Genomic DNA, 16,326 nt, shown 5'->3' with positions numbered 1-16,326 from the left:
TAGGCCAGCGCGCCCGCGGCGGCAACCGCAGACCGCTGCGGAAATACCCTGCTCTTTCGTTGTGCGGCAACCCGATTGCGGCTCGACGTGCTTCGACGGGCACCCGAATCGGTCTTCGACCGGCTCCCGAATCGGTCAGCCGACGAGGGTGACCTCACCATCGGCGACGAGTTCGGCGGGACCCGACAACTCGACCTCCCCGCCGGGCAGGGCCGAGACGAACAAGGTGCCGCCGGGGACCTCCACCTGCCAGTCCTCGTTCTCCTGCGGCTGCCCGCTCCACAACATGAGGGCCAACGCGGCGGCCGCGGCGCCGGTGCCGCACGAGCGGGTCTCCCCCACGCCACGTTCGAACACCCGCATGCGCAGCTGCCCCGGCCCGACGGGCTGCACGAGCTCGACATTGGAGCCCTGGGCGAGCGTCGGATTGAGCTCGGGCGCCACGCTCAGGTCGAGAGTCTCCAGGTCGAGGGTCTCAGGCAGCGCGACGACCGCGTGCGGATTGCCCAGGTCCAGGGAGAGCGCGGGCAGCGGAGCCTGGCCGCGAACAGCGACAAGGGTGTCGAAGCCGCGATCGCGCAGCTGCTCGTTGTGCGGCACGCGCCACGGGCCGAGGTTGGTGGCGTAGCCGTCAGCGGTGACGCGGATCTTCTTGACGCCCGCGCGGGTCGCGATGTCGAACTCGTCGGCGTCGGCATCGATGAGTCCCTCGCGGCGTAGGTAGGCGGCGAAGACGCGGGTTCCATTGCCGCACATCTGCGCCGCGGAGCCGTCCGCGTTGCGGTAGTCCATGAACCACTGCGCGCTCTCGGCCAGAGCCTGCACGTCGGGCTCATCACTGGCGGCCGTGCGCATGACCCGGATGACGCCGTCCGCGCCGAGCCCGGCGTGGCGGTCGGCCAGCGCCCGCACCCGCAGCGGCGTGAGGTCGAGCGTGCCGTCGGGGTCGGGCAGCAGCACGAAGTCGTTCTGTGTGCCGTGCCCCTTCGTGAACGGCCAGCGCAGGGCGTGGTTCGCGTCGTCAGTCACAAACTCATTCTGGTCGGTCGCCGGCGCCGGCGCGCCACCGGTCCACGGCCCGGTCGGCCAGTTCTCCCACCGGAACCATCCGGATCCCCGCGCCCGCAGCCGGGCTCGATTCGGCGGCGTCGAGCCAGTGGATGCGCCGGTCGCGGCGAAACCAGGACTCCTGGCGGCGCACCAGTCGGCGGGTCGCGGCGCTCGTGGCGGCGATCGCCTCCGCGCGACTCATTCGACCCTCCAGTTGCGCCAGCGCCTGCGGATAGCCGACCGCCCGCGAGGCGGTGGGGGTTTGGGCCAGGCCCCGCTGCGCCAGCGCCTGCACCTCATCGAGCAGGCCTTGCTCCCACATCGCGTGGGTGCGGCGCTCGATGCGCTCGTCGATGACGGGACGCGGCAGCCGCAGCCCGACGAGCACCGCCGGGACCGCGAACCGCCCGGTCGGCAGCGTCGCCGAGAACGGCTGACCGGTCAGTTCGACCACCTCGCAGGCCCGCACGATGCGCCGCGCGTTGCTCGGCTCGATGGCGGCGGCTGCGGCGGGGTCGACCCGCATCAGATGCTCCCGCACGGCGGGCAGGCCGTCGCGGCGCACCCGCTCCTCCCAGCGCGCCCGGACCGCCGGATCGGTCGGGGGGATCTGCAGGTCGTCGAGCGCGGCCCGCACGTACAGGCCGGAGCCGCCGACCAGTACGGCCGGGTCACCGCTCGCGGCGATGGCCGCCAGGTCGGTTCGGGCGTGCCGCTGGTAGGCGGCGATATTGGCCTCCGCGGCGATATCGAGCACGTCGATCTGGTGATGGGGAATACCGCGGCGATCCTGCATGGGCACCTTGGCCGTGCCGATGTCCATCCCCCGGTACAGCTGGAAGGCGTCCGCGCCGACGATCTGCGCGCCGATCCGCTCGGCGATCTCCAGCGCGAGGTCGCTCTTGCCGGAGGCGGTGGGGCCGACGACGGCGAGCACGGGAGTCACCGGATCATTCTCTCCGAGCACGGGTGGTCGGAGCGCCGCGTTAGCGGCAGCCGGAGACCGATACCGGCGGCGGCGCGCCGATGCTCGGCATGCCGAGGGTGACCGTGGGGCGACCGGGCACCGGGTTGTCGGCGGTGGCCGCCCAGGCGTCGCCACCGGCCGTGCGGCGCACCTCGAAGAGGCCGCCCGTGGCCGCCGAGTCTGCGACGAGGTGATGCGGCGCTCCGTAGGTGACCGCGACGCGCACCGCGTCGCCGGGCCGCGGGCGCTGCGCGGCGGGCAGTCCGTCGGGTACGGCGAAGTGCACGAGCCGGTTGTCGCGGGCGCGCCCCGACATCCGGGCGGTCTCGGCGTCCTTGCGGCCTTCGAACGGCGCGACGAGCACCTCGACCTCACGACCCTCCACGGCGCGGTTCTCCGCCCACGAGATCTCGTCCTGCAGCGCGATGAGCCGCTCGAAGCGCTCCTGCACCACGACCTTGGGCACCTGATCGGGCATCGTCGCGGCGGGCGTGCCGGGGCGGATCGAGTACTGGAAGGTGAAGGCGCTGGAGAATCGGGCCTGCCGCACGACCTCCAGGGTCTGTTCGAAGTCCGCGTCGCTCTCGCCGGGGAAGCCGACGATGATGTCGGTGGTGATGGCCGCGTCAGGGATCTGGTCGCGCACGTCGGCGAGGATCCGCAGGAACTTCTCGCTGCGGTAGGAGCGGCGCATCGCCTTGAGCACGGTGTCGGAGCCGGATTGCAGCGGCATGTGCAGGCTCGGCATGACGTTGGCCGTGGCCGCCATCGCGTCGATGACGTCGGACGTGAAGGCCGCCGGGTGCGGGCTGGTGAACCGCACCCGCTCGAGACCCTCGATGTCTCCGCAGGCGCGCAGCAGTTTGCCGAAGGCCTGTCGGTCGCCGAACTCCACGCCGTAGCTGTTGACGTTCTGCCCGAGCAGAGTGATCTCGACGACACCCTGCTCGACGAGGGCGCGCGCCTCAGCGAGGATGTCGCCGGGGCGCCTGTCGGCCTCCTTGCCGCGCAGGCTCGGGACGATGCAGAACGTGCACGTGTTGTTGCAGCCCACGGAGATCGACACCCAGCCCGCGTAGGCGGAGTCACGGCGGGTCGGCAACGTCGACGGGAACGTCTCCAGGGACTCCAGGATCTCGACCTCGGCGCGCTTGTTGTGTCGGGCCCGGTCGAGCAGCGCGGGCAGGCTGCCGATGTTGTGCGTGCCGAAGACGACGTCGACCCACGGGGCGCGCTTGACGATGGTGTCGCGGTCCTTCTGCGCCATGCACCCGCCGACGGCGATCTGCAGATCGGGGTTCTTCAGCTTCGCGGGGCGCAGCTGGCCGAGGTTGCCGTACAGCTTGTTGTCGGCGTTCTCGCGGACCGCGCAGGTGTTGAAGACGACGACATCGGCGACCTGGGGCCGCTCGGGCGCGGGCACGGACGCCACGTCGACGTAGCCGGCGGTCTCGAGCAGCCCGGCGAGGCGTTCGCTGTCGTGCACGTTCATCTGGCACCCGTGGGTGCGCACGTCGTAAGTCTTCATCGCGTCTTTCAGGGTAGTGGCGGACCCCGGGTGCGTCCGAATCGTCGGATGTCGGCCGAGGCCGTGGGACGGGATGCCGTCGGTAGGCGGGTCGCAGCGGCGCGGGCAGCGGGTGCAGGATCGGGGCATGACGGTCATCAAGATCAACGCCATCACCGTTCCCGCCGACTCCGGCGACGAGTTGGGCCGCCGGTTCGCCGCCCGCGCCGGCGCTGTCGACGGCCAGCCGGGCTTCGAGGGCTTCGAGTTGTTGCAGCCCACCGACGGCCGCAACACCTGGCTCGTCGTGACCCGCTGGGCCGACGAGGAGTCGTTCCAGGCGTGGACCGCCAGCCAGGACTTCGGTGCTGCCCACCGCGGCACCGCGGCCGAGGCCGGCGAAGGCCACGCGGCACGCGGAGGCCAGGCCGGCGGCGGCGAGCACGGCCCGCGCCGCCCGGTCGGGATGAGCGCCGAGCTCTGGTCGTTCCAGGTGAGCACCGCCTCCTCCTCCGGCGCCGCCTGAGCGACACGGCCCCGCCTGAGCGCCAGGCCCACGCCTGAGCGACAAGGCCCCAACCGAACCTTCCCCGCGGTCGACGCACGCCGTGGAGCGTGGGTTTAGTCGCGGCGATGCTCCGGAGAGTCGGCGAGCGCCTCGCGGATGACCCGATAGGCCAGCGACGATCCATAGCCCTTGCGGGCCAGCATCCCCGCGAGCCGCCGCGTCTGCACGCTCGCGTCGAGACCGTGCAACGACCGCAGCCTCTTGTCGACCAGGCGTCTGGCCTGGTCGGCCTCGTCGTCGGCCTCGATGCTCGCCAGCGACTGCTGCGCGATGTCGTCGCTGACGCCCGTGCGCCGCAGCTCGTGTGCGAGGGCCCGCCGGGCCAAACCCTTTGTCTGCCGGCGCGAACGCACCAGCGTCTGCGCGTAGGCCTCGTCGTCGATGAGCCCGAGTTCGGTGAAGCGGTCCAGCACGCGGCCGGCGACCTCCGGCGGGCAGGCGCGGGCCCGCAGCTTGTCTTCGAGCTGCGCCCGACTGCGCGGTGCCATCGCCAACTGCCGCAGCACAATATTGCGCGCCACCGCATCCTGGTCCGGCTCCGCATCTTCGCCACCAGAGGTACCCCCAGCGGAACCGCGGGCGGCCCGTCCCGCACCGTCGCTACTCGTCGCAACGCCGGCCGCGACACGGGGCGTCCCGCCCGCCGACGACCCCAAACCAGACCCAGACGCAGCTGCAGCCTCGGCACGCGCCAACGCAGCGCGGGCCATCTCTAGTTTCGACGTCATGAGGTGCCCTGTGAGCTGATCACGTCGCGACTCAGAACGTCACGGGCACCTCGTCTGCGGGGATCTTCTTACCGTTCAGCGGCCGCTTGCCGCCGGCCTTGTCGGCCGCGGGTGCGCCTTCCGGGTCGCCAGCGGTTTGCGCCGCACGACCGACGCCGAGCTTGGCCTTGATCTTGATCTCCAGTTCGTCGGCCAGCCCCGGATTGTCGCGCAGGAACGAGCGTGCGTTCTCCTTGCCCTGGCCCAGCTGGTCGCCCTCGTAGGTGTACCAGGAGCCAGACTTCTTCACGAAGCCTTGGTCGACACCCATGTCGATCAGCCCGCCCTCGCGGGAGATGCCCTGGCCGTAGATGATGTCGAACTCGGCCTGCTTGAACGGCGGCGACACCTTGTTCTTGACGACCTTGACCCGAGTGCGGTTACCGACCGGCTCCGAGCCGTCCTTGAGGGTCTCGATCCGTCGTACGTCGAGGCGGACGGAGGCGTAGAACTTCAACGCCTTACCGCCCGTCGTCGTCTCTGGGGAGCCGAACATCACGCCGATCTTCTCGCGTAGCTGGTTGATGAAGATCGCGGTCGTGCCCGAGCTGTTGAGGGCGCCGGTGAGCTTACGCAGCGCCTGGGACATGAGGCGGGCCTGCAGACCGACGTGGCTGTCGCCCATCTCCCCCTCGATCTCGGCGCGCGGCACGAGCGCGGCGACCGAGTCGACGACGATGATGTCGAGAGCCCCCGAGCGGATCAGCATGTCGGCGATCTCCAGTGCCTGCTCCCCGGTGTCGGGCTGGCTGACCAGAAGCGCATCGGTGTCGACACCGAGCTTCTTGGCGTACTCGGGGTCCAGCGCGTGCTCGGCGTCGATGAACGCCGCGATGCCCCCGGCCTTCTGGGCGCTGGCGACCGCGTGCAACGCCACCGTCGTCTTACCCGAGGACTCCGGACCGTAGATCTCCACGACCCGCCCCCGCGGCAGACCGCCGATACCGAGCGCGACATCAAGCGCGATGGCCCCCGTCGGGATCACCTCGATCGGCGGGCGCACGTCGTCACCCAGACGCATCACCGCGCCCTTGCCGAAGTTCTTCTCGATCTGGGCCATCACCGTGTTCAGTGAGTTCTGCTTCTGCTCGTTGGCAGCCATCAGCCGGCTCTCCTTTACCTGTCTCGTGGTCCGCCGTCTACCTGCGACCAGGCCCGATGTTCCGGCGAACACCGGTGTACCGCGGGCTCTGATCAGACGTTAAGGGCGAGCACCGACAAGGTTCCGCGCCACCAGCGTGGGCTGTGGATAACGGACCGCGCCGGGCAGGCCTGTGGATCACTGTAGGCGAACATCTGTTCGATGCCGCGGAGGGGTGCGGCGACACGCCCATGTGTGGATCGAGATCTTGCGAACGCTCGTCAGGAGCCGACCGGGGCGAGAGAATCGAATCATGACCGACGAGACCCACGACAGGCGCCCCGACACTCCCGACCGCCTCGACACCACGGACCGCACCGATCAGGCGCAGGGCTCGCAGGAGGTCGCGGACCATCCCGTGCCGCCCGGCTCCGTCGTCGTCGGTGTCGACGGCTCGCCCGCCGCCAACCGGGCCCTGGCCTGGGCCGTCGCCGAAGCCACCCGCCGGGAACGCGCGATCCATCTGCTGTGCGCCCGCGAGACCTACATCGGCGCCGCCCACCTCGACAGCTCCGTCGCGTGGACCGACCCGACCCTGGACGCCCTCGATTCCAGCCTGACGGTCATCGAGGAGGCCAAGGCCTACGTCGACCAGGTCTCCCCCGACCTGCGAGTCACCTTCTCCCGGCCTTGGGGACGACCGGCACAGCACCTCGTCATCGCCTCGCACGACGCCGAGATCGTCGTCGTCGGCAGTCGCGGTCACGGCCGCCTGGCGTCCGTCATGCTGGGCACCGTCTCGCTGCAGACCGCGGCACACGCGCGATGCCCCGTCATCGTCGTGCGCGAGGGCCAGCCGGAGCATCCGACCGGGTCCTTGAAGATCACGGTCGGTGTCGACGGCTCGACCGACGCCACCGAGGCGGTGGCGTTCGCCATGCGCATGGCCGGTCCGGGCGGGGACGTCGACCTCGTGCTCGCCTGGTGGCTGGAGATGATCGACGGCATGGTCGTCACCACGAAAGACTCCCCCGCCTGGGAGCAGGTGGTGCAACGGCACCACGCCACGATCGAGCGGGCGCTGGGCAACTGCCGCGAGGAGTACCCGAATGTCACCGTCGAGGTGCACATCGAGCGCGGCCGCACCGAGGAGGTGTTGCTCGGTGCCGTCAAGGACTCCGACCTCCTGGTCGTGGGCAGCCGCGGGCGAGGTGGCTTCGCCGGGCTCTTGCTGGGCTCGGTGAGTCAGCACATGCTGACCGCGGCTCCCTGCCCGGTCGCCGTCATGGTCAACCGGCGCGAGGACCGCTGAGGCTTCGCCGGGTCCGGGCGCACTGCGCCGACGTTCGGTGTAGAGAGTTCGGCGTAGGACTCAGTCCGGGTTGCCCGGTTTGGCAGGCCGGTCGATGCCGAGGCGACGCTCGATCGGCACCTGCATCTGCTCGCACACCGCGTCCCACACCTGCCGCGGCGGTACGCCCTGGGTGAGCGCTTCGTCGGCCGTGCGCCCACCCAGGTCGGGCAGGCTCTGGTGGACGGCCAAGGTGCGCGCGTAGGCGCCGCCGAACTCGTCGTCCATGAGCTGCCAGAACTGACTCAGTCGCATCCGCCCAGTCAACCTCATGCACCCAGAGCCTGGGTTGCCGCCGCCTCTGGTTCACGTTCCTGCAGGTGGGTAGGGGTGTAGCGGCCAGATGGCGAATCTTGTCGGTCGTGGGTGAGAGCCTGTGCGCATGTCCGACGTACTGGCCCGTTTCTCTCCCGCGACCCGGGAGTGGTTCACGGGCGCCTTCGCGGGCCCAACGCCTGCGCAGGTCGCTGCCTGGGAGGCGATCGCCTCCGGCGAGCACACGCTCGTCGTGGCCCCCACCGGCTCCGGCAAGACGCTCTCGGCGTTCCTGTGGGCGCTGGACCGACTGCATGCCGACCCCACACCGCCCACCCGGTCTGCTACTCGGGTGCTCTACGTCTCGCCGTTGAAGGCGCTGGCGGTCGACATCGAGCGCAACCTGCGGTCGCCCCTGGTGGGTATCGCCGGCGCCGCGCGTCGACTGGGCGTCGACGCGCCCGGGGTGCGGGTAGCGGTGCGCTCGGGCGACACACCCGCCCAGGAGCGCCGAGAGTTCGCTCGCAACCCCGCCGACATCCTCATCACCACCCCCGAATCGCTGTTCCTGCTGCTCACCTCGAGCGCGCGGGAGGCGCTACGCGGGGTGGAGACGGTCATCATCGACGAGATCCACGCGGTGGCCGGCACCAAGCGGGGGGCGCACCTGGCGGTCAGCCTCTCGCGACTCGACGAACTGTTGGCGCGGCCCGCCCAGCGCGTGGGGCTGTCCGCGACCGTGCGGCCTGTGGCGGCGGTCTCGCGGTTCTTGGCCGGGCCAGAGCCGGTGCGCATCGTGCAACCACCGTCGACCAAGAAATGGGACCTGCACGTGCAGGTGCCCGTGGCCGACCTCGGGGAGCTCGGCGGACCGCCGGGTGTCATCGCGACGCCCAGCGACACCTCGCCGCGACCGATCGCCGCCGCGAACAGGTCGGCCGGCCAGCAGGGCGGCGACAGTGGCGAGCCCGCCGCAGGCCCGAGCGTGTCTGACTGGGACGACATCTGGGCTCCCGACCCCCGCACCGCCTCCGATTCGGCGAGCGGGTCGGATGCCGCTGCCGGGGCCTCGATCTGGCCCCACGTGGAAGAGCGTGTGCTCGACCTGGTGACCGCCCACCGGTCCACCCTCGTGTTCGTCAACTCCCGGCGGTTGGCCGAACGGCTCACCGCCCGCTTGAACGAGTTGTGGGACGAACGCCTGGCCGCGCAAGCGGAGGCGCTGGAGGCGCAAGAGGTACCGGCGGGCTCGGCGCGCGCCGATGCGCGGCACACCCCGCTGCGCGTGGGGAGTCCGTCGCCGCCGGCCCAGATTCTCGCTTCCGGGGTAGCCCAGGGCGCCCCAGGGGTGGTTGCTCGGGCCCACCACGGGTCGGTCAGCAAGGAGGCTCGGGCGGTCATCGAGGACGACCTCAAAAGCGGGCGGCTACCGGCGGTCGTGGCCACGAGCAGCCTCGAACTGGGCATCGACATGGGCGCCGTCGACCTGGTGATCCAAGTCGAGTCGCCCCCCACGGTCGCGAGCGCGCTGCAGCGTGTTGGGCGCGCCGGCCACCAGGTCGGGGCCGTCTCCCGTGGCGTGTTCTTTCCCAAGTTCCGCGGTGACCTCGTGCAGACGGCGGTCGTCGTCGAGCGGATGCGAGCGGGGGCCATCGAGGAGGTGCACATCCCCGCCAATCCGCTCGACGTGCTGGCCCAGCAGGTTGTGGCGATGTGCTCGCAGGACGAGTGGGGCGTCGAAGCGCTGCTGGCCCTGATGCGGCGCACTGCCCCCTATGCGTCGCTGTCGCGACCGGTGCTGGAGTCGGTGCTCGACATGCTCGCCGGCCGCTATCCCTCGGAGGAGTTCGCCGAGCTACGCCCCCGCATCGTCTGGGATCGCGCCACCGACGTGCTTTCGGGTCGCCCCGGCGCGTTGCGGTTGGCGGTGACCAGCGGCGGAACCATTCCCGATCGGGGGCTGTTCGGGGTCTTCCTCGCCGGCGCCGAGGGCACCGGGCGCCGCGTCGGCGAGCTCGACGAGGAGATGGTCTACGAGTCGCGGGTCGGCGACGTCTTCACCCTGGGCACCTCCTCGTGGCGCATCGAGGACATCACCCACGACCGCGTGCTGGTGTCGCCGGCCCCGGGGGCCCCGGGGCGGCTGCCCTTCTGGAAGGGCGACGGCATCGGCCGGGGCAGCGAGCTGGGCACCGCGGTGGGCGCTTTCGTCCGCGAGGTCTCGACCGCAGGCGCCGGGCAGGCCCGACAGCGGCTGGCCGACGCCGGGCTCGACGAGTGGGCCCGCGACAACCTGCTCGCCTACCTGGCCGAACAGCGGGAGGCCACGGGCCAGGTCCCGGACGACCGAAACCTCATTCTCGAGCGCTTTCGCGACGAGCTCGGCGACTGGCGCATCGTGCTGCACTCCCCGTACGGCGCGCAGGTGCACGCGCCGTGGGCGCTGGCGATCGGGGCGCGGCTACGAGAACGGTTCGGCGTCGACCCGCAGATCATGCACGGTGACGACGGGATCGTCGTCAGCCTGCCCGACGCGGATCTCGACGAGGACGACGGTGGCTGGGCGGGCCGACTGGCGGAGGCGATCCTTCCCGGTGCCGACGAGATCGGCGAGATCGTGACCGACCAGATCGGCGGCTCGGCCCTATTTGCGTCCCGCTTCCGAGAGTGCGCGGCCCGGGCGTTGCTCCTACCCCGGCGCAACCCGGGCCGCCGGCAGGCGCTCTGGCAACAGCGGCAGCGGGCCACCCACCTGCTGGCGGTGGCCTCGCGGTACCCGCAGTTCCCCATCGTGTTGGAGGCCGTCCGTGAATGCCTGCAGGACGTCTTCGACGTGCCGGGGCTGCGCGCGCTCATCGGGCAGATCGAGGCCGGCCGGGTGCAGGTGACGCACGTGCAGACACCGTCGGCGTCGCCGTTCGCCCGCAGCCTCATGTTCGGTTACGTCGCGCAGTTCTTGTACGAGGGCGACTCGCCGCTGGCGGAGCGGCGGGCGGCAGCGCTCGCCCTGGACCCCGGTCTGCTGGCCGAGCTGCTGGGCACCGACGGCGCGCTCGTGCGAGACCTGCTCGACCCGCAGGCCGTGCTCGACGTCGAGGCCGAGTTGCAGCAGCTCACCGAGCAACGCCGCTGCCGCCACGCCGAAGACGTCACCGATTTGCTGCGCCGGGTGGGCCCGCTGTCGACCGACGAGATCGCCGAACGCACCGTGCCCGACGCGGCCGCGCAGGTGCCCCAGTGGCTGGCCGAGCTCGACCGCTCCCGGCGGGTCATCGCGGTGCGCATCAACGGCACGCCCCGGTGGGCGGTCGTGGAGGACGCCGGTCGCCTGCGCGACGGGCTCGGGGTCGCGCTGCCCGTCGGTATCCCCGACGCCTATCTCGACGCCGGTGACGACCCCCTCGCCTCGCTGCTCGCCCAGTACGCCGCCACGCGGGGGCCGTTCACGCCCGGCGCCGCCGCCGGCCGGTTCGGACTGGCGGCGGAGGTCGCCCGCGTTGTCCTGGCGGGCTTGGTCGCCGCCGGGCGGCTCGTGCAGGGCCCGCTGCAACCCACCGAGCTACGCGCACCCGACGATCACGGCGACGACGTGTGCGACGCGAACGTGCTGCGGCGCCTCAAACGGCGGTCGCTCGCGGCGCTACGCGCCGAGTTGGAGCCGGTGGCACCGGTCGACCTCGCCCGCTTTCTGGCGCGCTGGCAGGGCGTGCCCGGGCGCCTGCGCGGCCTGGACGGCCTGTTGCAGGCCGTGGAGCAGTTGGCGGGGGCGCGGATTCCCGCCAGCGCGCTGGAGTCTCTCGTGCTGCCCGCGCGGGTCGCCGGATACACCCCGCAGTTGCTCGACGAGGCGCTGGCCACCGGTGAGGTCTGCTGGCAGGCGCACGGCGCCATCCCCGGCGGCGACCTGTGGATCTCCCTGCATCCGACCGCCACCGCCGAACTCACGCTGGCTCCCTGCGCACCGCCGAGCGCCCCGTCGAATCCAGCCGCCGAGGAGGCGCTGCTCGAGCTGCTGGCAGGCGGCGCCGGCTTCTTCGCGGATGCGCTCGAACAGCGGGTGCGCGAAAGGGTGCCCGAGCTGCCCGTGGATATCGAGCAGCTGCTGTGGGAGCTGGCACACCAGGGGCGCGTGAGCACAGACGGGTTTGGCGCGGTACGGGCTCGCATCGACAACTCCGGAGCCCACAAACGGCGCCGACAGCCTCCGCGGGGACGGCGACTCAGTTCGCGCGTCGGCACCGGACTGGGGTCCCTCGGCTCGTTGAGGTCCGGCGTGGGATCCACCGCGGCGCCGGGCTCTGCCGTCGCACCGGGAGCTGCGGCGGCACCGGGTGCAGCCGGGACCAGTAGCTCGGCCGGGACGACGGCCCCGGCCGGGACGGCGGGCACGGCCGGGACGGCGGGCACGGCCGGGACGGCGGGCACGGCCGGGAGAATGCGGATCGGCGCTGCGCGACGCTCCGGCCTGGGTGCCCGGGCGGGCGCCACAGCAGGTCGGTGGGCGCTGCTCCCCGTCCCGGTGTCGGAGGCGACGACGCGCGCTGTAGCCGCAGCCGAGATGCTGCTGCTACGCCACGGCGTCGTCACCCGCGGCGCCGTGACCGCCGAGGAGATCGACGGCGGGTTCGCAGCCGTCTACAAGGTGCTCGCCCGCGCCGAGGAGTCGGGCCAGGTGCGCCGCGGCTACCTCGTCGAGGGGTTGGGCGCCTCCCAGTTCGCGCCGCCATCGGCCATCGACCAACTACGGGCGCCGGCACCGAACGAGCAGGACACGGCCACCGCAGGGTTTCCGGGCCGGCCCGGCGTGACCGGGCAGCGCGGGCCAGCGACGGGCGGCCCGGCGAGGCGCGGCACCGAGCACGAGGGGCATGGCGCCCCGGGGGTGCTCCTGCTGGCCGCCACGGACCCCGCGAATCCGTATGGTGCCGCGCTCCCCTGGCCCGCCAGCTCAGGCTTGCGCGCCGAGCCGGCCCGACGACGCGACGGTGCCACGAGCCAGAGCGCCGAGCGTGGCAGCGGCCCGGAGAGCCGGGGCGGCGCTGCGAATGGGAGCAACAGCGACAGCGGCAGAAGCAGCGGCACTGACGGCGGCAGCAAGGGCGGCACCACCAGCGGCGCCGGGGAAAGCAGCGGGCATCGCCCGGGCCGCAAGGCGGGGTCCGTGGTCGTCCTGCGGGCGGGTGAGCTGGTTCTCTACCTGGAGCGCGGCGGCCGCACCCTGTTGACCTGGACTGCGGACCCCGCGGCCCTGGCCGACGCGGCGAGCGCCCTGGCGTCCGCGGTGCATCGGGGTGCGATGGGCACACTGACGATCAGCACGGCTGACGGTAGGCAGCTCCTGGGGTCGCAGCACCCGCTCGTGCAGGCCCTGACCGACGCTGGCTTCCACCTCACCCCGCAGGGCCTGCGGCTACGCCGCTGACCACTGACACGCCCACGTTGTGCGATAGCAGTCGGCTCACCGGCGAACGGCGACGACCAGAGCCCACCGGTAGCTCAGGCTGCGGAGGCGCGGACCTGCTGCTCGGCGGTGCGCACCGGCAACGCGACCGGGGCACTGAGGTTCTCGGCACGCTCAACACGCTCGGAGACGTTGCGCAGCATCGCCGACATCGGCAACTCCAGAGCCGCGCAAATGCTGGCGAGCAACTCGGAGGAGGCCTCCTTCTCGCCGCGCTCTACCTCGCTGAGGTAACCCAAAGACACAGAAGCCTGTGCCGAAACATCACGCAAGGTCCGCCCGAGATCGACCCGGCGCGTGCGCAGCACGTCACCGACTTCGCGGCGCAACACGACGACCATGACGCCTCCTACACGTCTCGCGAACGGACACACCCGAATCGGAGCGCTGTGCGCCGACTCGGAGCCCCGTCTCCGGCCGGCACCTCCAGCCCAATACGGGCCATAAACGCTGGCAGGCTACGAAGTTGTTCCTTCTCACGGTACCTGGTCAACGCTGTGGCGGCCGGGAAGCCGGGCCCGGGCGGTCGACAACACCCCCGCGGGCGGTCTCCCCGAGCAGTGCCACGGCGCTCCTGACGGTCGCCTCCCGAATCGCTGCCCGATCACCCGCCAGGTTCAGCGCGACGACCGAATCGACACCCTCGCCGGCGGCGTTCTCGCCGCACACCGCGATGAACACGGTGCCGACGGGCTGACCGTCCGCGGGTTCGGGCCCGGCAACACCCGTCGTTCCCACGCCCCACGTCGCCCGGAGCTGCCGGCGAGCACCGGCCGCTAGCTCCAGCGCCACCTGAGCCTGGACCGCTCCCCCGGCCAGCACCTGCGGGGAGACGCCGACCAGGGCCGCCTTGATGTCGCTGTGGTAGGCCACGATCCCGCCGCGGACGACGGCCGAGGCACCGGGCGGGTCCGTGAGCGCAGCGACCACAAGCCCGCCGGTGAGGGATTCCGCGGTGGCCACGGTCTGGCCATGCTGGGCCAGCCAGGCGACGAGATCGGCGGTATCGCGAGGCGTCCAGAACTCGCCGACCCGGCCGCCGGCCGCTGCCTCGTCGCCTGCCTCGCCCAGACCGTCGCCCGAGCCCGGCCGGCGGTCACTCATGACGACCGCGCGCCCGCCGCCAGGCGGCGCGCCTGCAGCACGTAGTCCGCGCCGGTCACCAGGGTGACGATGACCGCGACAGCCATGACCACACCGGCCAGCACCGGCCAGAAACCGCCGATCGGCGCGATGAGCATGCCGAGCGCCACCGCCTGCAGCACCGTCTTCAGCTTGCCCCCGCGGCTGGCGGGCATGACCCCGTAGCGGACGACGACGAACCGCAGCAGCGTGATGCCGATCTCACGCGCGAGCACCACGATCGTCACCCACCACCACAGGTGCCCGATGAGGCTGAGCCCGATGAACGCCATTCCGGTCAGCGCCTTGTCGGCGATGGGGTCCGCGAGCTTGCCGAAATCGGTGATGAGGCCGCGGGAGCGCGCCAACTGGCCGTCCAAGCGGTCGGTCGCCATCGCGACGACGAAGACCACCAGTGCGGTCCAGCGCCAGGCCGGGGATTGCCCCGCGTCGTACAGCAGCAGCCAGCCGAAGACCGGCACCATGACGATCCGCGCGACGGTCAAGGCGTTGGCGATATTCCAGTTGCTCACCGGCGCCGGCTGCGCCGCGAGACCGTCGATGTCCTCAGGCCCCCCGTCGCGCCGCGGGCCGGAGGCGTCCCCGGCGCTCATGCCGGCACCGTCGCGTCGGCCCGAACGACGAGATCGACCCCGTCGCTGTCGACGACCACCCCTGACACCACGTGCCCCACCGCGTACGCACTGTCCTCGGGAGCGACGATCAGGCAGGTGCCGTCGACCTCCGGCCCCTGGTGCAGGGCACGCCCCATAAGACCCTCCGCATCGGCGTCCTCACTCTCGATGAGCACGCTCACCTGGTCGCCGACGCGATCGGCGGCCCGCGCAGCGACCGCCGCCTCGACGAGGTCGCTGATCCGCTCGACCCGCTCGTCGATCACCTCCTGCGGCAGGTGACCGTCGAGACCCTCCGCCTCCGTGCCGTCCTCGTCGGAGTAGCCGAAGACGCCGATGGCGTCGAGGCCGGCGTCGGCGATGAAGCCGCACAGCTGCTCCACGTCGGCCTGCGACTCGCCAGGGAAGCCGACGATGACATTGCAGCGAATGCCCGCCTGGGGCACGCGGTCACGGATCGTCTCGATGAGCCGTAGGAACGACTCGCGGTCGCCGAAGCGACGCATCCGCCGCAGCAGCGGACCCGACGCGTGCTGGAACGACAGGTCGAAGTACGGCGCGACCTTGGGCGTCGAGGTCATCACATCGATGAGGTCGGGTCGCATTTCGGCGGGCTGCAGGTAGGAGACGCGCACGACGTCCAGCCCGTCGACGCTGGCCAACTGCGGCAGGAGCCGGTCGAGCAAGCGCAGATCGCCCAGGTCTTTGCCGTAGGAGGTCGAGTTCTCCGAGACCAGCAGCACCTCGCGCACCCCCTGGTCGGCCAGCCAGCGCGCCTCGGCGAGCACCTCGTCGGGGTGGCGCGAGACGAACGAGCCGCGGAAGGCGGGGATCGCGCAGAACGCGCACCGGCGATCGCAGCCGCTGGCGATCTTCAGCGGCGCCCACGGCCGGTTGTCGAGGCGGGCCCGCAGCACCGACGCGCCGCCTGCGGGAAAACCGCCGGCCCCTCCCCCGTGCCCCGGCACGGCGAGCTGCGCCGCGGCCACCGGCCGGGCACTGGGGGCGATGGGCAACAACGTGCGCCGGTCCCGCGGGACGTGCGCGACCGGCCGTTCGCCCTCGAGGATGCCGCGCAGCTGCGCCGACATTTCGGTGTAGGAGTCGAAGCCCAGCACCGCGTCCGCCTCCGGCAGTTCGTCGGCCAGCTCGCGGCCGTACCGTTCGGCCAGGCAGCCGACGGCGACGACCGCGCTGGTGCGGGCGCTGCCCTTGAGGTCGTGCAGCGCCAGGATTGTGTCGATCGAGTCCTTCTTGGCCTGCTCCACGAAACCGCACGTGTTGACGACCGCGACATCGGCGTCGGCAGGTTCTGCGACGAGCTGCCAACCGTTGGCCTGGAGGCGGCCCGCGAGCTCCTCGGAGTCGACATCGTTGCGCGAGCAGCCCAGGCTGACGATCGCGACCCGCCGCAGCCCGTCACCCACGCTGTCGCCGGGCGCCGTGGGCCGCTCGTCGCCGACCAGAGAACCATCGGACCTCTGGGCACCCGCGCGAAGGACGCTCGACGACATGCGACCACTCTACGTGGCGGGCGGACGAGCCCGCGTGGCCCGTGTTGG

General features: G+C 71.8%; 13 protein-coding genes. 3 read left to right on the top strand and 10 right to left on the bottom strand.

The window, feature by feature from the left end; translation table 11 throughout:
* Positions 1–135 precede the first annotated feature (135 nt).
* Genes dapF through miaB form a run of 3 tightly spaced genes read right to left on the bottom strand, consistent with a single transcriptional unit; the run spans position 136 to position 3,545 of the window.
* Positions 136–1,029, bottom strand: coding sequence for a diaminopimelate epimerase (gene dapF / locus KILIM_RS01425; protein WP_006590820.1), 894 nt, complete (start codon positions 1,027–1,029; stop codon positions 136–138).
* 4 nt (positions 1,030–1,033) lie between these two features.
* Entirely contained in the window at positions 1,034–1,996 is a 963-nt protein-coding gene (gene miaA / locus KILIM_RS01420) for a tRNA (adenosine(37)-N6)-dimethylallyltransferase MiaA (RefSeq protein WP_006590819.1), read from the bottom strand.
* 40 nt (positions 1,997–2,036) lie between these two features.
* Positions 2,037–3,545 carry a tRNA (N6-isopentenyl adenosine(37)-C2)-methylthiotransferase MiaB gene (gene miaB / locus KILIM_RS01415; RefSeq protein ID WP_006590818.1) on the bottom strand — a complete coding sequence of 503 codons (1,509 nt, stop codon included), beginning with the start codon at positions 3,543–3,545 and terminating at the stop codon, positions 2,037–2,039.
* A 127-nt stretch (positions 3,546–3,672) separates the two neighbouring features.
* Between miaB and KILIM_RS01410 the strand changes: the two genes are divergently transcribed.
* Complete coding sequence (locus KILIM_RS01410; RefSeq protein WP_006590817.1) at positions 3,673–4,050, top strand: antibiotic biosynthesis monooxygenase family protein; 378 nt, start codon at positions 3,673–3,675, stop codon at positions 4,048–4,050.
* Positions 4,051–4,145: 95 nt separating this feature from the next.
* Here the strand turns inward: KILIM_RS01410 and KILIM_RS25320 are convergent, their stop codons facing one another.
* Both KILIM_RS25320 and recA read right to left on the bottom strand, forming a co-directional pair.
* A complete protein-coding gene (locus KILIM_RS25320; RefSeq protein ID WP_373280981.1) occupies positions 4,146–4,598 on the bottom strand; it encodes a regulatory protein RecX in 453 nt (150 codons plus the stop codon).
* A gap of 253 nt (positions 4,599–4,851) precedes the next feature.
* Positions 4,852–5,961 carry a recombinase RecA gene (recA, locus tag KILIM_RS01400; protein WP_006590815.1) on the bottom strand — a complete coding sequence of 370 codons (1,110 nt, stop codon included), beginning with the start codon at positions 5,959–5,961 and terminating at the stop codon, positions 4,852–4,854.
* Positions 5,962–6,253: 292 nt separating this feature from the next.
* On the opposite strand from recA, the gene KILIM_RS01395 reads away from it, so the two are divergent.
* Positions 6,254–7,252: a universal stress protein gene (locus tag KILIM_RS01395; protein WP_006590814.1), complete on the top strand. Its 999-nt coding sequence runs from the start codon at positions 6,254–6,256 to the stop codon at positions 7,250–7,252.
* A gap of 60 nt (positions 7,253–7,312) precedes the next feature.
* Here KILIM_RS01395 and KILIM_RS01390 read toward each other — a convergent pair whose 3' ends face one another.
* On the bottom strand, positions 7,313–7,546 hold the full coding sequence (locus tag KILIM_RS01390; protein WP_006590813.1) for a DUF3046 domain-containing protein: 234 nt from the start codon (positions 7,544–7,546) through the stop codon (positions 7,313–7,315).
* A gap of 127 nt (positions 7,547–7,673) precedes the next feature.
* On the opposite strand from KILIM_RS01390, the gene KILIM_RS01385 reads away from it, so the two are divergent.
* Positions 7,674–12,968: a DEAD/DEAH box helicase gene (locus tag KILIM_RS01385; protein WP_040561802.1), complete on the top strand. Its 5,295-nt coding sequence runs from the start codon at positions 7,674–7,676 to the stop codon at positions 12,966–12,968.
* Between the two features lie 74 nt (positions 12,969–13,042).
* Here the strand turns inward: KILIM_RS01385 and KILIM_RS01380 are convergent, their stop codons facing one another.
* The 4 genes from KILIM_RS01380 to rimO all read right to left on the bottom strand — a co-directional run bounded on the left by KILIM_RS01380 (position 13,043) and on the right by rimO (position 16,278).
* Positions 13,043–13,348, bottom strand: a complete 306-nt coding sequence (locus tag KILIM_RS01380) for a helix-turn-helix domain-containing protein (protein ID WP_006590811.1) — start codon at positions 13,346–13,348, stop codon at positions 13,043–13,045.
* Between the two features lie 148 nt (positions 13,349–13,496).
* The gene (locus tag KILIM_RS01375) at positions 13,497–14,111 is read right to left on the bottom strand and encodes a CinA family protein (protein WP_006590810.1); all 615 of its coding nucleotides are present in this window, start codon (positions 14,109–14,111) and stop codon (positions 13,497–13,499) included.
* Positions 14,108–14,743: a CDP-diacylglycerol--glycerol-3-phosphate 3-phosphatidyltransferase gene (pgsA, locus tag KILIM_RS01370; RefSeq protein WP_006590809.1), complete on the bottom strand. Its 636-nt coding sequence runs from the start codon at positions 14,741–14,743 to the stop codon at positions 14,108–14,110. Before pgsA ends, KILIM_RS01375 begins: the two co-directional genes overlap by 4 nt.
* Positions 14,740–16,278, bottom strand: coding sequence for a 30S ribosomal protein S12 methylthiotransferase RimO (gene rimO, locus KILIM_RS01365; protein ID WP_006590808.1), 1,539 nt, complete (start codon positions 16,276–16,278; stop codon positions 14,740–14,742). Before rimO ends, pgsA begins: the two co-directional genes overlap by 4 nt.
* Positions 16,279–16,326: the final 48 nt, after the last annotated feature.

It is taken from the genome of Kineosphaera limosa NBRC 100340 (assembly GCF_000298215.1).
Classification (GTDB): Bacteria; Actinomycetota; Actinomycetes; order Actinomycetales; family Dermatophilaceae; genus Kineosphaera; species Kineosphaera limosa.
The sequence above is the reverse complement of the archived record's forward strand: the minus strand, read 5'-3'. Positions and strand labels throughout refer to the sequence as shown.

Coding starts and splice junctions, on each gene's coding strand:
- rimO (WP_006590808.1), bottom strand. CDS start 16,278: ATGTCGTCGAGCGTCCTTCGCGCGGGTGCCCAGAGGTCCGATGGTTCT.
- KILIM_RS01380 (WP_006590811.1), bottom strand. CDS start 13,348: ATGGTCGTCGTGTTGCGCCGCGAAGTCGGTGACGTGCTGCGCACGCGC.
- miaB (WP_006590818.1), bottom strand. CDS start 3,545: ATGAAGACTTACGACGTGCGCACCCACGGGTGCCAGATGAACGTGCAC.
- KILIM_RS01410 (WP_006590817.1), top strand. CDS start 3,673: ATGACGGTCATCAAGATCAACGCCATCACCGTTCCCGCCGACTCCGGC.
- KILIM_RS01385 (WP_040561802.1), top strand. CDS start 7,674: ATGTCCGACGTACTGGCCCGTTTCTCTCCCGCGACCCGGGAGTGGTTC.
- KILIM_RS01390 (WP_006590813.1), bottom strand. CDS start 7,546: ATGCGACTGAGTCAGTTCTGGCAGCTCATGGACGACGAGTTCGGCGGC.
- pgsA (WP_006590809.1), bottom strand. CDS start 14,743: ATGAGCGCCGGGGACGCCTCCGGCCCGCGGCGCGACGGGGGGCCTGAG.
- KILIM_RS01375 (WP_006590810.1), bottom strand. CDS start 14,111: ATGAGTGACCGCCGGCCGGGCTCGGGCGACGGTCTGGGCGAGGCAGGC.
- recA (WP_006590815.1), bottom strand. CDS start 5,961: ATGGCTGCCAACGAGCAGAAGCAGAACTCACTGAACACGGTGATGGCC.
- KILIM_RS01395 (WP_006590814.1), top strand. CDS start 6,254: ATGACCGACGAGACCCACGACAGGCGCCCCGACACTCCCGACCGCCTC.